Origin of the sequence: Phycicoccus jejuensis (genome assembly GCF_000720925.1) — a bacterium.
In the GTDB taxonomy this organism is placed as follows: Bacteria; Actinomycetota; Actinomycetes; order Actinomycetales; family Dermatophilaceae; genus Phycicoccus; species Phycicoccus jejuensis.
Genome location: NZ_JOEE01000008.1, coordinates 59,497 through 73,852, shown reverse-complemented (window position 1 = coordinate 73,852; position 14,356 = coordinate 59,497). Strand labels below are relative to the sequence as shown.

At 72.2% G+C, this 14,356-nt stretch carries 13 protein-coding genes; 5 read left to right on the top strand and 8 right to left on the bottom strand.

Going from position 1 to position 14,356, the window contains the following annotated elements; all coding sequences use genetic code 11:
* Positions 1-23 precede the first annotated feature (23 nt).
* From IG69_RS0115080 to IG69_RS0115070, 3 genes are read left to right on the top strand one after another with little or no spacing between them, the layout of a single operon-like run.
* Positions 24-1,274 (top strand): extracellular solute-binding protein, encoded by a 1,251-nt coding sequence (locus tag IG69_RS0115080; RefSeq protein WP_030529004.1) that lies wholly within the window; start codon positions 24-26, stop codon positions 1,272-1,274.
* Positions 1,271-2,431 carry a carbohydrate ABC transporter permease gene (locus IG69_RS0115075; RefSeq protein ID WP_051750616.1) on the top strand — a complete coding sequence of 387 codons (1,161 nt, stop codon included), beginning with the start codon at positions 1,271-1,273 and terminating at the stop codon, positions 2,429-2,431. The genes IG69_RS0115080 and IG69_RS0115075 overlap by 4 nt, the downstream gene beginning before the upstream one ends.
* Positions 2,428-3,366, top strand: coding sequence for a carbohydrate ABC transporter permease (locus tag IG69_RS0115070; RefSeq protein WP_245616164.1), 939 nt, complete (start codon positions 2,428-2,430; stop codon positions 3,364-3,366). The genes IG69_RS0115075 and IG69_RS0115070 overlap by 4 nt, the downstream gene beginning before the upstream one ends.
* 85 nt (positions 3,367-3,451) lie before the next feature.
* On the opposite strand, the gene IG69_RS0115065 is transcribed toward IG69_RS0115070, so the two are convergent.
* The 4 genes from IG69_RS0115065 to IG69_RS0115050 form a co-directional block, all read right to left on the bottom strand.
* Positions 3,452-6,232: an aconitate hydratase gene (locus tag IG69_RS0115065; RefSeq protein WP_030529001.1), complete on the bottom strand. Its 2,781-nt coding sequence runs from the start codon at positions 6,230-6,232 to the stop codon at positions 3,452-3,454.
* Between the two features lie 146 nt (positions 6,233-6,378).
* Positions 6,379-7,224, bottom strand: a complete 846-nt coding sequence (locus tag IG69_RS0115060; protein ID WP_030529000.1) for an alpha/beta hydrolase family protein — start codon at positions 7,222-7,224, stop codon at positions 6,379-6,381.
* On the bottom strand, positions 7,221-8,516 hold the full coding sequence (locus tag IG69_RS0115055; protein WP_030528999.1) for a class I SAM-dependent RNA methyltransferase: 1,296 nt from the start codon (positions 8,514-8,516) through the stop codon (positions 7,221-7,223). Before IG69_RS0115055 ends, IG69_RS0115060 begins: the two co-directional genes overlap by 4 nt.
* Positions 8,516-10,522, bottom strand: a complete 2,007-nt coding sequence (locus IG69_RS0115050; protein WP_036830327.1) for an APC family permease — start codon at positions 10,520-10,522, stop codon at positions 8,516-8,518. Before IG69_RS0115050 ends, IG69_RS0115055 begins: the two co-directional genes overlap by 1 nt.
* A gap of 88 nt (positions 10,523-10,610) precedes the next feature.
* Here IG69_RS0115050 and IG69_RS0115045 point away from each other — a divergent pair, with 88 nt between their 5' ends.
* Together IG69_RS0115045 and IG69_RS0115040 are read left to right on the top strand one after the other, a co-directional pair.
* Entirely contained in the window at positions 10,611-11,273 is a 663-nt protein-coding gene (locus tag IG69_RS0115045) for a potassium channel family protein (protein WP_030528997.1), read from the top strand.
* A 17-nt stretch (positions 11,274-11,290) separates the two neighbouring features.
* Positions 11,291-11,983 carry a potassium channel family protein gene (locus IG69_RS0115040; protein ID WP_030528996.1) on the top strand — a complete coding sequence of 231 codons (693 nt, stop codon included), beginning with the start codon at positions 11,291-11,293 and terminating at the stop codon, positions 11,981-11,983.
* Positions 11,984-12,011: 28 nt separating this feature from the next.
* On the opposite strand, the gene IG69_RS0115035 is transcribed toward IG69_RS0115040, so the two are convergent.
* Genes IG69_RS0115035 through dut form a run of 4 tightly spaced genes read right to left on the bottom strand, consistent with a single transcriptional unit; the run spans position 12,012 to position 14,330 of the window.
* Positions 12,012-12,743 (bottom strand): DUF3159 domain-containing protein, encoded by a 732-nt coding sequence (locus IG69_RS0115035; protein ID WP_051750615.1) that lies wholly within the window; start codon positions 12,741-12,743, stop codon positions 12,012-12,014.
* Positions 12,740-13,099 (bottom strand): OB-fold nucleic acid binding domain-containing protein, encoded by a 360-nt coding sequence (locus tag IG69_RS0115030; RefSeq protein ID WP_030528994.1) that lies wholly within the window; start codon positions 13,097-13,099, stop codon positions 12,740-12,742. Before IG69_RS0115030 ends, IG69_RS0115035 begins: the two co-directional genes overlap by 4 nt.
* Positions 13,099-13,842: a DUF3710 domain-containing protein gene (locus IG69_RS0115025; RefSeq protein WP_030528993.1), complete on the bottom strand. Its 744-nt coding sequence runs from the start codon at positions 13,840-13,842 to the stop codon at positions 13,099-13,101. The genes IG69_RS0115030 and IG69_RS0115025 overlap by 1 nt, the downstream gene beginning before the upstream one ends.
* A 35-nt stretch (positions 13,843-13,877) precedes the next feature.
* Complete coding sequence (gene dut / locus IG69_RS0115020) at positions 13,878-14,330, bottom strand: dUTP diphosphatase (protein ID WP_242525613.1); 453 nt, start codon at positions 14,328-14,330, stop codon at positions 13,878-13,880.
* Positions 14,331-14,356 lie beyond the last annotated feature (26 nt).

Sequence of the window (14,356 nt, the reverse complement as noted above, 5' to 3'; positions counted from 1 at the left end):
ACCACCCCGACGAAGGAGTCACGATGACGCGCACGACCCGTACCACCGCCCTGGTCCTGGCCCTCACCGGCGCCTTGGCCCTGTCCGCCTGCGGCGGAGGAGGATTCGAGGAAGAGGGCGCATCCAGCGCACCGGCGTCGGCCAGCGGCCCGGCCAACCTGACGATGCTCATCGCGTCCTCCGGCGACGCCGAGACCAACGCCGTCAAGGCCGCGGCGGACGCCTGGGCGCAGAAGTCCGGCAACAAGGTCACCGTCACCGTCGCGAGCGACATGAACCAGCAGCTCGCCCAGGGCTTCGCCAGCGGCAAGCCCGCCGACGTCTTCTACATGGACGCCTCGCGCTTCGCGGACTACGCGAAGAACGGCAGCCTCTACCCGTACGCGGACCAGCTCTCCGACAACAGCGACTTCTACGAGCCGCTGCGCCAGACCTTCACGTACGAGGGCAAGCAGTACTGCGCCCCCAAGGACTTCTCGACCCTCGCCCTCGAGATCAACACCGACTCGTGGGAGAAGGCCGGCCTGACCGACGCCGACGTCCCGACGACGTGGGACCAGCTCGAGGCCGTCTCGAAGAAGCTGACCACGAAGGACCAGGTCGGCCTCGGCATCGGGGTCGGCATCGACCGCCTCGGCGCGTTCGTCGTCCAGAACGGCGGCTGGTGGCTGTCCGACGACGGCAAGAGCGCGTCGGCCGACACCCCGGCGGTCACCGACGCCCTCGAGTACGTCCAGCGCAACGTCAAGGCGGGCAACTTCAAGATGTCCAACCAGCTCGACTCCGGCTGGGGCGGTGAGGCGTTCGGCACCGGCAAAGCCGCGATGACTATCGAGGGCAACTGGATCAAGGGCGCCGTCAAGAACGACTACCCGGACCTCAAGTACAAGACCGTCGAGCTGCCGGCCGGCCCGGCGGGCAAGGGCACGCTGCAGTTCACCCAGTGCTGGGGTGTCGCGTCCGACTCCAAGGCCCAGGCCCAGGCCGTCGACCTCGTGAAGTCGCTGACCACCGTCGACCAGCAGATGGCCTTCGCCGACGCGTTCGGGGTCATGCCGAGCCGCCAGTCGGCCGCCGACCAGTACAAGAGCAAGTTCCCCGAGGACGCCCCGTTCATCGCCGGTGGTGAGTACGGCCACGGCCCGATCAACGCGCCCGGGATGGAGCAGGTCGTCGCCGACCTCAACTCCAAGCTCGAGAGCTTCGGCAACGCCAACCTGCCGCAGGTCCTCGAGGGCTTCGACACCAACGCCGGCTCCGCGCTCGGCCAGTGAGCACCGCCGACACCGTCGCCGAGCGCGGCACCACCGCGGGGACCGGCTCCGGCCGGGCCCCGCGGCGCCGCCGCCGCGGGGACGGGCAGCGTCAGTCCACCGCCGGGTGGCTGTTCGTCACCCCCACGCTCGTGGTCCTCGGGCTCTTCCTCGTCATCCCGATCCTCATGGCGATCTGGGTGTCCTTCACGGACTGGACGGGGCGCGGGAGCCCGTTCTCGTCCCGCGTCGGCTTCGTCGGCACCGAGAACTACCAGGCGCTCCTCACCGAGCAGGGGCTCTCGCGGCAAGACTTCATGATCTCGCTGCGCAACACCTTCTACTACGTCGTCGGGGTCGTCCCGCTCCAGACGGTGCTCGCGCTCGGGCTGGCGGTCATCGTCAACCAGCGCTTCCTCAAGGGCCGCACGTTCTTCCGGACGGCCTTCTACTTCCCCTCGGTCGTGTCGTCGGTCGCGATCTCGCTGGTCTTCCTCTTCCTCTTCACCGGGACGGGCGCCGTCAACCAGTTCCTCGGGATCTTCGGCATCGACGGCCCGACGTGGTTCTCGGACCCGCGCGGCCTCATCCACCTCGCCGGCCAGGGTCTCGGGCTGTGGAGCATCGACGCGCCACCCGGGGCCCTCGCCGACCACCAGGTGATGAGCCTGTCGCTGTGGGACTGGTTCAGCGGGCCCTCGGTGGCCTTGTCGGCGATCATGCTCCAGGTCGTCTGGACCACGGCCGGCACCTTCATGCTCATGTTCCTCGCGGCCCTCCAGGACCTGCCGACGGAGGTCGAGGAGGCCGCGCTCGTCGACGGCGCCAACCGGTGGCAGCGTTTCCGGGCCGTCACCGTCCCGCACCTGCGGCCGACCATCCTCCTCGTCGTGACGCTCGGCGTCATCGGCACGTGGCAGGTGTTCGACCAGATGTACGTCATGACGCAGGGCGGCCCCGCGAAGACGACGCTCACGCCGGCCTACCTGTCGTACACCGCCGCCTTCGGGCAGCAGCAGTGGGGCCAGGGCGCCGCGATGGCGTTCCTGCTCTTCGTCCTCATCTTCGTGCTCACGACGTTCCAGCGGTTCGTCCTGCGCGACAAGGACGAGGCGGCCGCGAAGAAGGCCCGGCGCGCCCAGCAGCGCGCGGCGAAGAAGAAGGAGGCGACGGCATGAGCGACCTCGGACCCGCGGACGTCGTGACCCCTCAGGTGCGAGCCGAGGCGACCGCCACGATGGGGACGCGCCTGCCGCCCGCTGCCGGTGGATCCTCTCGTGTCCACCGGAGCGGTCGCGGCAAGAAGCTCGCGGTCTACCTCGCGCTCGTCGCGTTCTCTGTCGTCTACATCTACCCCTTCGTCGTCCAGGTCTCGACCTCGCTCAAGACCAACGGCGACGCCGTCGCGAACCCCCTCGGGATCGTCCCGGACCCCCTGACCACCGCGGCGTTCCAGCGGCTCGCCGAGACCGACTTCCCGCTGTGGTTCACCAACTCGGTCATCGTCACGGTGTGCGTGACGATCGGTCGGGTGTTCTTCAACTCGCTCGCCGGGTACGCCCTCGCGCGACTGAAGTTCCGCGGCCGGGACGCCGTGTTCACGGCGATCCTCGCCGTGCTCGCGGTGCCGGGCATCGTGCTGCTCATCCCGAAGTTCCTCGTGCTCAACTACCTCGGGATCTACAACACCTACCCGGCGCTCATCGTCCCGCTGCTCGTCGACGCCGCCGGCGTGTTCATCATGAAGCAGTTCTTCGAGTCGATCCCGCCGTCCGTCGAGGAGGCGGCCCGCATCGACGGTGCGAGCACCTTCCGCATCTTCTGGTCGGTCGTCCTCCCGATGGCCCGCCCGGCGGTCATCACCCTGACGATCCTGTCCTTCCAGGGGTCGTGGAACGAGCTGGCGCACTTCATCATCGCGACCAACGACCCGAACCTCTTCACCCTCACCCGCGGCGTCGGCCAGCTGACCTCGGGCGGCCTGGGCTCGGGCAACCAGTACCCCATCTCGATGGCGGCCGCGCTGCTCATGACGATCCCCTCGGCGATCATCTTCGCCGTGTTCCAGCGCTACTTCACGCAGGGCGCGAACGCGGGCGCCGAGAAGGGCTGAGACCCCTCGCGGCGACCCCGCGAGGAGACGAGCGCGCCGCCCCGGTCGGTGAGGTCCGGGGCGGCGCGTTCGGGTGTCGCGGGCGTCAGCGCACGAGGCTCCGCAGCACGTACTGGAGGATGCCACCGTTGCGGTAGTAGTCCGCCTCACCGGGGGTGTCGATGCGGACGACCGCGTCGAACGAGGTCTCCGTGCCGTCCTCGGCCGTCGCGACGACCGACACCGTGCGCGGCGTCGTACCGTCGTTGAGCGCCTCGATCCCGGTGACCGAGAACGTCTCCGTGCCCGTGAGACCGAGCGACTCGGCGTTCTCGCCCTGCGGGTACTGCAGCGGCAGGACGCCCATCCCGATGAGGTTCGAGCGGTGGATGCGCTCGTACGACTCGGCGACGACGGCCTTGACGCCCAGCAGCGCGGTGCCCTTGGCGGCCCAGTCGCGCGAGGACCCGGAGCCGTACTCCTTGCCCGCGAGGACGACGAGCGGCACCCCGGCCTCCTGGTAGGCGGCCGACGCGTCGTAGATCGACGTCTGCTCGCCGCCGGCGAGGAAGTTGCGGGTGAAGCCGCCCTCGACGCCGTCGAGCAGCTGGTTGCGCAGGCGGATGTTCGCGAAGGTGCCACGGATCATCACCTCGTGGTTGCCACGTCGCGAGCCGTAGGAGTTGAAGTCCTTGCGCTCGATGCCGTGCTCGGCGAGGTAGCGACCCGCGGGGCTGTCGCCCTTGATGGAGCCGGCCGGGCTGATGTGGTCGGTCGTCACGGAGTCGCCGAGCTTGGCGAGCACGCGCGCCCCGGTGATGTCGGTGACCGGCGACGGCTCCATCTGCATGCCCTCGAAGTACGGGGGCTTGCGGACGTAGGTCGAGTCGGCGTCCCAGGCGAAGGTGTCACCCTCGGGCGTCGGCAGCGACCGCCAGCGCTCGTCGCCGGCGAAGACGTCGGCGTAGTCCTGCTCGAACAGGTCGCGGGTGATGGCGCCGCGGATGGTCTCCTCGACGTCGGCCGGGGCGGGCCACAGGTCGCGCAGGAAGACGTCGGTGCCGTCGGTGTCCTGGCCGAGGGCGTCGGACTCGAAGTCGAAGTCCATCGTCCCGGCGAGGGCGTAGGCGATGACGAGCGGCGGGCTCGCGAGGTAGTTCATCTTGACGTCCGGGTTGATCCGGCCCTCGAAGTTGCGGTTGCCCGAGAGCACCGCCGTGACGGCGAGGTCGTTCTCCTGGATGGCCGCCGAGATCTCCTCGGCGAGCGGGCCGGAGTTGCCGATGCACGTCGCGCAGCCGTAGCCGACGAGGTGGAAGCCGAGCTTCTCGAGGTAGGGCCAGAGGCCCGCGGCCTCGTAGTAGCCGGTGACCACCTTGGAGCCGGGCGCCATCGAGGTCTTGACCCACGGCTTCGCGGTGAGCCCGCGCTCGACCGCGTTCTTCGCGAGGAGCGCGGCGGCGATCATCACCGACGGGTTCGAGGTGTTCGTGCACGAGGTGATCGAGGCGATCGAGACGATGCCGTGGTCGATCTCGAAGCTCGTGCCGTCCGAGAGCGTGACCGGCACGCGACGGCTCGGGCGTCCGGAGGCCGAGCCCTCGTGGGCCGGGGCCTCGCCGCCGTTCTGCCCGTCGGGGCTGCCCTGCGGGGTCGGGTCGGACGCCGGGAAGGACGAGGCCTCGCCGTCGGAGCCCTCCTCGTGTGCGACGTAGGTCGGCAGCACCTCGCGGAAGGCGCTCTTGGCCTGGGTCAGCTCGATGCGGTCCTGGGGGCGCTTCGGGCCGGCGATCGAGGGGACGACCGTCGTGAGGTCGAGCTCGAGCTTCTCGGAGAAGCGCGGCTCGGCGGCCGGGTCGAGCCAGAGACCCTGCTCCTTGGCGTACGCCTCGACGAGGGCGACGTCGTCCTCGGCGCGGCCGGTGAGGCGCAGGTACTCGAGCGTGACGTCGTCGATCGGGAAGATCGCGCAGGTGGAGCCGAACTCGGGGCTCATGTTGCCGATCGTCGCGCGGTTGGCGAGCGGGAGGGCCGTGACGCCGGCGCCGTAGAACTCGACGAACTTCCCGACGACGCCGTGCTTGCGCAGCAGATCGGTGATCGTGAGGACGACGTCGGTGGCGGTGACGCCGGGGTTCATCTCACCGGTCAGCTTGAAGCCGACGACGCGCGGGATGAGCATCGAGACGGGCTGGCCGAGCATCGCGGCCTCGGCCTCGATGCCGCCGACGCCCCAGCCGAGCACGCCGAGGCCGTTGACCATCGTCGTGTGGCTGTCGGTGCCGACGCAGGTGTCGGGGTAGGCGACGCCGTCGCGCACCATGACCGTGCGGGCCAGGTGCTCGATGTTGACCTGGTGGACGATGCCGGTGCCCGGGGGGACGACCTTGAAGTCGTCGAACGCGGTCTGGCCCCAGCGGAGGAACTTGTAGCGCTCGCCGTTGCGCTGGTACTCGATCTCGACGTTGCGCTCGAAGGCGTCCGCGCGGCCGAAGACGTCGATCTGGACGGAGTGGTCGATGACGAGCTCGGCCGGGGCGAGCGGGTTGATCTTCGAGGCGTCGCCGCCGAGGTCCTTCATCGCCTCGCGCATCGTCGCGAGGTCGACGACGCAGGGCACCCCGGTGAAGTCCTGCATGATGACGCGGGCCGGGGTGAACTGAATCTCGGTGTCGGGCTGGGCGTTCTCGTCCCAGCCGCCGAGCGCGCGGATGTGGTCCGCGGTGATGTTGGCGCCGTCCTCGGTCCGCAGGAGGTTCTCGAGGAGGACCTTGAGGCTGTACGGGAGGGACTCGCTGCCCTCGACCGTCGACAGCCGGTAGATGTCGTAGGACCTCTCGCCCACCTCGAGCGTGCCGTGGGCGTCGAAGCTGTTCGTGCTGGCCACCGGGTCTCCTTCCGGGTCGTTGCGTCGTCGCACGGACCCGCTATTTATCTTGACGTCAAGATATCTAACCACACCGGGTCGGTGGCGTCGAGCCTATGCCCGCCCCCCGGGTGTCGCGCGGCCGCGCGCGGGAGACATGCGGCTGCTCAGAGGCCGTCGAGCACGGCCACCGTGCGGGCCCACGCGTCCGAGCCGGTGTCGACCTGGTCGAGGTGGTCGCCGGGCACCTCGATGAGCGTCGCCGCTCCCCCGGCCGCGAGCGCCGCCCGGACGTACGCCTGCGACTGGGCGATCGGGACCGTGCCGTCGTCCGGGCCGTGGACGCACCAGACCGGCGCCTCGACCGGCGCGAGCGCGACGGGGTCGGCCCAGGCGTAGGCCTCCGGCCGCTCCTGCGGCGTGCCGCCGAGGAACCCCGGCACCGCTCCCCCGCCGAGGTCCTCGTCGGCGGCGGTCCGCAGGTCGAGGACGCCGGCCTGCGACACGACGTGCGTCGGGACGACCTGCGCCCCGCGCCAGCGCTCGAGCCGCGTCCGGGCGGCCGCCCAGACGGCGAGCTGACCGCCCGCGGAGTGGCCGAGCGTGACGACCGGGCCGTCGGCGAGGTCCCGGTCGGCGAGCAGGTCGAGCGCCGTGGAGACGTCGTCGAGGGTCGCGGGCACGCCGCCGCCGTCGCCGACCCGGCGGTACTCGACCGCGAGCGCCATCCAGCCCCGCCGCACGAGGTCGGCGGCGAGGGGGCGGGCGAGCGAGACGTCGTACTCGGCCAGCCAGAACCCGCCGTGGAGCACGACGACGACACCGCGCGAGGCACCGGTCGGCCGCGTGAGCTCGGCGTACTGGGCCTCGTGCGGTCCGTAGGCGATGCGCTCGGGCGCCGGGCCCTGCGGAGCGTCGTCGCCGCCGGTCGTCGACGTCGAGCAGCCCGTCGCGAGGAACGGCACCCCGAGCGCCGCCGTGACGACGGCGCGCCGGCCCGGCCGCCCCGTCACGCCGTCGCGGGCTCGAAGATCGCGACGCACTCGACGTGGTGGGTCATCGGGAAGGCGTCGAAGGCCCGCAGCGAGACGAGCCGGTAGCCGCGGGCGAGCAGGGCCGCGGTGTCGCGGGCGAGCGCCGCGGGGTCGCACGCGACGTAGGCGACGGCCCGCGGCGCGAGGTCGGCGACGGCCCCGACGACGGCCGGGCCGGCCCCGGTGCGCGGCGGGTCGAGGACGACGACGTCGGCGCGCTGCGGCAGCAGGGGCGAGCGCGCCGGACGACGGCCGCGGCCGCGCGCCGCACCCCGCCGGCGGTCGGTCCGCGCGAGCCCGAAGGCGTCGTCGACCCGCGCACCGACCACGGCGACGTTGCCCGCGGCCCCGAGCCCCTCGGTCGCCCGGGCGACGGCGTCGCGGTCGGCCTCGACCGCGACGACCTGCCCGTCCGGGCCGACCGCCTCGGACAGCGCGGCGGCGAACAGCCCGACACCGCAGTACAGGTCGAGCGCCCGCTCCCCCGGGCGCACCCGCAGCCCGTCGAGGACCGCGGTGAGGAACGTCGCGGGGGCGCCGGGGTGCACCTGCCAGAAGCCACGGGCCGAGACGGAGAAGTCGTGCACGAACCCCGGGCGGCCGTCGGCGGCCGGCACCTCGACCCGCTCCAGGACGTCCGGCACCGGCCCGCCGGGCACCTCGACGGCCACGGGCGCCCCGACCGAGGGCGCCACGACGTCGACGAGCTCGGCGCCCGGCCAGGTGCGCTCCGTGACGCGCAGGGCGTCGACCCCGGGGGCGGCGATGCGGCAGTGGTCGACCGGCACGACCTCGTGCGAGCGGTGCCGGCGCAGGCCCGCCCGGCCCTCGGCGTCGACGGCGAACTCGACGCGGGTGCGCCAGTCCAGCCCGCCGTCGTCACCGGGCACCGGCTCGACGTCGACGTCGACCTCGAGCCCGGCGAGGCGGCTCATCTGCTCGCGGACGACACCGGCCTTGAGCCGCCGCTGCGCCTCGAGCGCGACGTGCTGGAGGTCGCAGCCACCGCACCGGCCGGGACCGCTCCACGGGCACGGCGGCACGACGCGGTCCGGGGAGGCGTCGAGCACCTCGACCGCGTCGGCGCGCACGAAGCGACCGCCGGACCCGGTCTCGGTCACCCGCGCCCGCACCCGCTCACCGGGCAGCGTGTGGCGGACGAAGAGGACCTGGCCGTCGGCGCGCGCGATCGAGTGCCCGCCGTGGGCGAAGGCCGTGACGTCGACCTCGACCTCGTCGCCGACCGCGAGCCCCTCCGGGTGCTCCGCCATCACTCGCCGCGGCGGACGTCGCCCGCCACCGGGCCGTCCATCCGCTCCTCGGCGCCCTCGGACGACGCGAGCTGCCACGGCACCGACGACACCATGACCCCGGGCGTGAAGAGCAGCCGGGTGCGCAGCCGCAGGGCGCTCTGGTTGTGGAGGATCTGCTCCCACCAGTGCCCGACGACGTACTGCGGGATGTAGACGACGACGATGTCGCGCGGATTGTCGGTGCGGATCGACTTGACGTAGTCGAGCACCGGACGGGTGATCTCGCGGTACGGGCTGTCGAGGGCCTTGAGCGGCACCGGGATGTCGCGCCGGTCCCACTCCTGCTGCAGGCCCTTGGTCTCGTCGGGGTCGACCGAGACGGTGATCGCCTCGAGCACGGACGGGCGGGTCGCCCGCGCGTACGCCAGCGCGCGCAGCGTCGGCTTGTGGATCTTCGCGACGAGGACGATGGCGTGCACGCGCGAGGGCAGCATCTGCGCCTTGGTGTCGCGCTCCTCGACGCTCAGCTCGTCGCGGACGTGGTCGTAGTGCTTTCGGATCGCGAGCATGAGGAAGAACAGGACCGCCATCGCCGCGATCGCGTAGCCGGCGCCGTGCGTGAACTTCGTGAGGAGCACGACGACGAGCACGGTGCCGGACATCGCCGCGCCGACGCCGTTGATGACGCGGCTGCGCATCATCCGGGCCCGGGACGCGGGGTCCTTCTCGACGCGCAGGTACCGGTTCCAGTGCCGCACCATCCCGATCTGCGACAGCGTGAACGACACGAACACGCCGACGATGTAGAGCTGGATGAGCCGGGTGACGTCGGCGTTGAAGACGACGACGAGGGCCGCCGCCGCGCCGGCGAGGATGAGGATGCCGTTGGAGAACGCGAGGCGGTCGCCGCGGGTGTGCAGCTGGCGCGGCAGGAAGCCGTCACGGGCGAGGATCGAGCCGAGCACCGGGAAGCCGTTGAAGGCCGTGTTCGCGGCGAGCACGAGGATGAGGCCGGTGACGATCGAGACGACGACCACGCCGAGGTGGAAGTCGGAGAAGACGGCCTTGGACACCTGGCCCATGACGGTGTCCTGGACGTAGTCGTCACCGACCGGCACGCCGTCGCGCAGCAGCTGGTTGGCCTCGTCGTCGGCGTAGTGGACGCCGGTCCACGAGGCCAGCGTGATCATCGACATGAGCATCGTCACCGAGACGACGCCCATGAGCAGGAGGGTCGTCGCGGCGTTGCGGCTCTTGGGCTTCTTGAAGGCGGGCACGCCGTTCGAGATGGCCTCGACCCCGGTCAGCGCCGCACAGCCGGACGAGAACGCGCGCAGCAGGAGGAAGGCCATCGCGACGGTGCCGAGCTCCTCGAAACCGCTCTCGGCACGCAGCGTCAGCGACGCGCTCTCGGCCAGCGGCAGGTCGCCGGAGACCTTGCGGAAGAAACCGAACGCGGCCATGCCGAGCACGCTGGCCATGAAGAGGTAGGTGGGGATGGCGAACGCCGTCCCGGACTCGCGCACACCCCGGAGGTTCATCGCGGTGAGCGCGACGATGATGAGCACCGCGACGACCGCCTCGTGCCCGCGGACGAAGCCGAAGGCCGCTGCGGCGTTCTGGACGCCCGACGAGACCGACACCGCCACGGTCAGCACGTAGTCGACGAGCAGCGCGCTCGCCACCGTCAGGCCGGCCCGCGGCCCGAGGTTGACGCTCGCCACCTCGTAGTCGCCGCCGCCGCTGGGGTAGGCGTGGACGTTCTGCCGGTAGCTCATGATGACGATCGCCATGACGAAGACGACGACGAGCGCGATCTTCCACGACTGGGTCAGCGCGAGCGTGCCGCCCGCGAGCCCGAGGGTGAGCAGGATCTCGTCGGGGGCGTAGGCCACCGACGACAGTGCGTCGCTCGCGAAGACCGGCAGAGCGAGCTTCTTCGGCAGGAGCGTCTCGCCGAGACGGTCACTGCGCATCGCCCGCCCGAGGATGACGCGCTTGACGAGACGTCCGGGTGTTGACACGAGGACAACTGTAGGCAGAAGCGCGCACGGCGCGTGCACGTCCCGGACTGCGGTCCGTCCGCTGCGGGCGCGTAGTAGCGTCCCTGTCGTGCACTTCGTGATCATGGGCTGCGGCCGTGTCGGCGCCTCCCTCGCCCGGGCCCTCGAACGCGCCGGCCACGAGGTCGCCGTCGTCGACCAGGACGAGAGCGCCTTCCGGCGCCTCGGGACCTCCTTCGAGGGGCGCACGGTCACCGGCGTCGGCTTCGACCGCGACACCCTGCGGGCCGCCGGCATCGACAACGCCTACGCGTTCGCCGCGGTCTCCAGCGGTGACAACTCGAACATCCTCGCCGCGCGCGTGGCCCGCGAGAAGTTCGGCGTCGAGAACGTCGTCGCCCGCATCTACGACCCCGGTCGCGCCGAGATCTACCAGCGCCTGGGCATCCCCACCGTCGCCACCGTCAAGTGGACGAGCGACCAGATGCTCCGCCGCCTGCTCCCCCAGGGTCACGTCCCCGAGTTCACCGACCCGTCGGGGCACGTCGTCATCGCCGAGATCCCGGTGGCGGCGTCGTGGATCGGCCGCCGCTACACCGAGGTCGAGACGGCCACCGAGGGCCGGCTGGCCTACGTGACCCGGCTCGGCGACGGGTTCATCCCCGGCGCCGACACCGTGTACCAGGAGGGCGACCTCGTGCACCTCGCCCTGCTGCGCGAGCACCTCGCGACCGCCGAGCGCGTCCTCGACGCGCCGCCCCCCTCCCACTGACCCCGAAAGGCTCCTCCATGCGCGTCGTCATCGCCGGGGCGGGCTCCGTCGGGCGGTCCATCGCCCGCGAGCTCATCCGCAACGGACACTCGGTGCTCCTCGTCGACCGTGAGGCCGACGGCGAGCGGGTGTCCAAGGTCCCGGACGCCAGCTGGCTGCAGGCCGACGCCTGCGAGATCGACACCCTCTCCGAGGCCGGCCTCGCCGAGTGCGACGTCGTCGTCGCCGCGACCGGTGACGACAAGGTCAACCTCGTGCTGTCGCTGCTCGCCAAGTCCGAGTTCGGCGTCCCCCGCACCGTCGCCCGCGTCAACAACCCGAAGAACGAGTGGATGTTCGACGAGGCCTGGGGCGTCGACGTCGCCGTCTCCACCCCGCGCCTGATGACCGCGCTCGTCGAGGAGGCCGTGAGCGTCGGCGACCTCGTGCGCATCTTCGAGTTCCAGCAGGGCCGCGCGATGATGGTCGAGATGACCCTGCCGCTCGGCAGCCCCTACGCCGGCGCCCGGGTCGGCGACGTGCCCTTCCCCGCCGACACCGTCCTCACCGGCATCATCCGCGACGGGCACCCCATCGCCCCGAGCCGCGACGACGCCCTCGAGCCGCTCGACGAGCTCCTCTTCGTCACGACCCCGGAGGCCGAGTCCGACCTCGAGTCGCTGCTCTCCCCCGGCCGTCGCCAGAAGCGCGAGGACGACGAGGAGGGCTGAGCCGCAAGCCGGTTCGGGCGACGCGACGTCAGGCGTCGCGGCCGGTCAGCGGCTCGTCCGCGTCGTCGCTCGCGTCGGCGTCGTCGGCGGCGGGCCCGCGGCCGGGCTCGAGCGGGGTGTGGCCGGAGACGAGCAGCCAGCCCATCACGGCGATGCCGGCCACCCAGAGCGGCCAGCCGAGCGCGACCTTGGCGACGCCGAGCAGCGTGACCCGCTCGTCGAGGTAGAGCGGCACCATGACGGCGACCCGGACGACGTACATCGCGACGAGCACCCACGTGAGCCGGATGCAGACGCGGACCATCCCGGCGTCGCGGCGCCAGCCGAACGGGTCCTCGGCGGCCCGCGGGTCGCCGGCGCCGACGATGAAGCCGACCGCGGGCCAGCGGGTGACGATGGAGACCAGCGTCGCGACGAGGAAGCCGACGCTCGTGAGGATGCCGGGCAGGAACGCGTCCTGCGCCTCCCCGGAGCGCAGCGCGAAGAACGCGGCGATCGCCGTGGCGAACACCGCCCCGCCGACGTGCTGCAGGGACGAGCGCTGGACGAGCCGGAGCACCGCGAGCACGAGGGCCACCGCGACGGCGGCGACGGCCGCGACCGTGACGTCGTGGTCGCTCACCGACCACGCGACGACGAAGACGAGGGTCGGCAGCGCCGTCTCGACCGACCCGCGCCACCCGCCGAGCGCCACCGAGAGGCGGTGGCGGATCAGCGCCTCGACGGTCTCGGCCGCGGGCGCCGGGTGGGCCGCGCTCACTGCTTCGGGAGGATCTCGTAGGCGGGGTTGAAGATCGTCTGCACCCCGCGGACCGTCGTGACCCGACCGCGGGCCCGCACGAACGTCCCGGGCTCGATGCCGCCGATGGAGCGCCGGCCCACCCACACGAGGTTGACCGCGCCCTTGCCGTCCCACACCTCGGCGACGAGGGCGGGCACGCTGCGGCGCGGGGGCAGCGTCACGGCGCGGACCGAGCCGCACACGCACGCGGAGAAGCGGGGGGCCAGGGCCGACAGGTCGTCGCCGCCCTCGGAGGCCGACTGCTGCTGCAGCTCGTCGGCGTCCTGCTCCAGCGGCGTGCGCGAGAGGTCGCGCAGGCGCTCACGAAGGGTCATCAGCGCACCTCGGTGATCTCGGGCCCGCGCTCGAAGGGGTCGAGCGTCGCGGGCGCGTCGTCGTCGGTCTCGTCGGCGGCCGCCGCCTGCTCGTCCTGCGGCAGGCGCAGGGGCAGCAGCTCGCGCGGGGCCATCGGGTCGGTGCCACGGACGACGACGAGCTCGCGGAGCACCTCGAGCAGCGGCTCGGCCGCCTCGTCGTCGATGGCCGCGCGCCCGGAGAGGACGCCGCGCAGGAACCAGCGGGGGCCGTCGACGCCGACGAAGGTCGCCGGCGCGAAGACGGTGCGCCCGTCCGGGCCGGCCGAGGGCAGCCGCGTCCGCAGCCGCGTGCCGAGCTCGCTCGGGACCTCCTCGACGGTGCCGCCCTGCCGCTCGACGGACATCGCGATCTCGCGGCGGATGTCGGCCCACAGGCCCTCGGTGCGCGGCGCCGCGAAGGCCTGGACCTGGAGGGCGGACTCGCCGAACACCGCGGTCGCCGCGTTGACGACCTGCGTCTCCTGGTCGACCTCGAGGCGCAGCTCCATCCCGGGGACGCCGCGCACCCAGAGGGCGCCGAGGTCGAGGCGACCGTCGCGCCCGTCGACCTCGCTGACGTCGTAGGGGCCGCTCGTGCGGTCGGCCGCGTCGTCCTCCGGCGCGGCCTCGGTGCCCTCGTCCTCGACGGCGGTGGCGTCCTCGACCTCCGGCGCGGACGCCGGCTCGGTCTCGGTGCGCTTGCTCCTGCGGAAGATGCTCACGGCGGTGGTCCTCGAAACGTGTGGTGGTCGGTGGGTCAGGGGGTGTCGGTGGAGCCGAAGCCCCCGGTGGACCCGTGTCCAGTCTCTCCCCGGGCGCTGCCGGGAAGCGAATCGGTGGCCGAGAAGTCGGCGTGGAGGTACTCCTGGACGACGAGCTGGGCGATCCGGTCGCCGACCCGCACCGTGAAGCTCTCGGTCGGGTCGAGGTTGACCAGGTTGACCAGCACCTCGCCGCGGTAGCCGGAGTCGACGGTGCCCGGGGCGTTGACGATGCTCACGCCGTGCCGGGCCGCGAGGCCCGAGCGGGGGTGCACCAGCCCCACGGTCCCCGGCGGCAGCGCGAGCGCGATCCCGGTCGGGACCAGCGCCCGCTCCCCGGGTGCCAGGGTCACCTCGGCGACGCTGCTGAGGTCGGCCCCGGCATCCCCGTCGGTGCTGTAGCGCGGGAGGACGGCGTCCTCGTGCAGCCGCCGGACGGCGACGGGCACGCGGGTCGGGCCTCCCACGGGTGCGG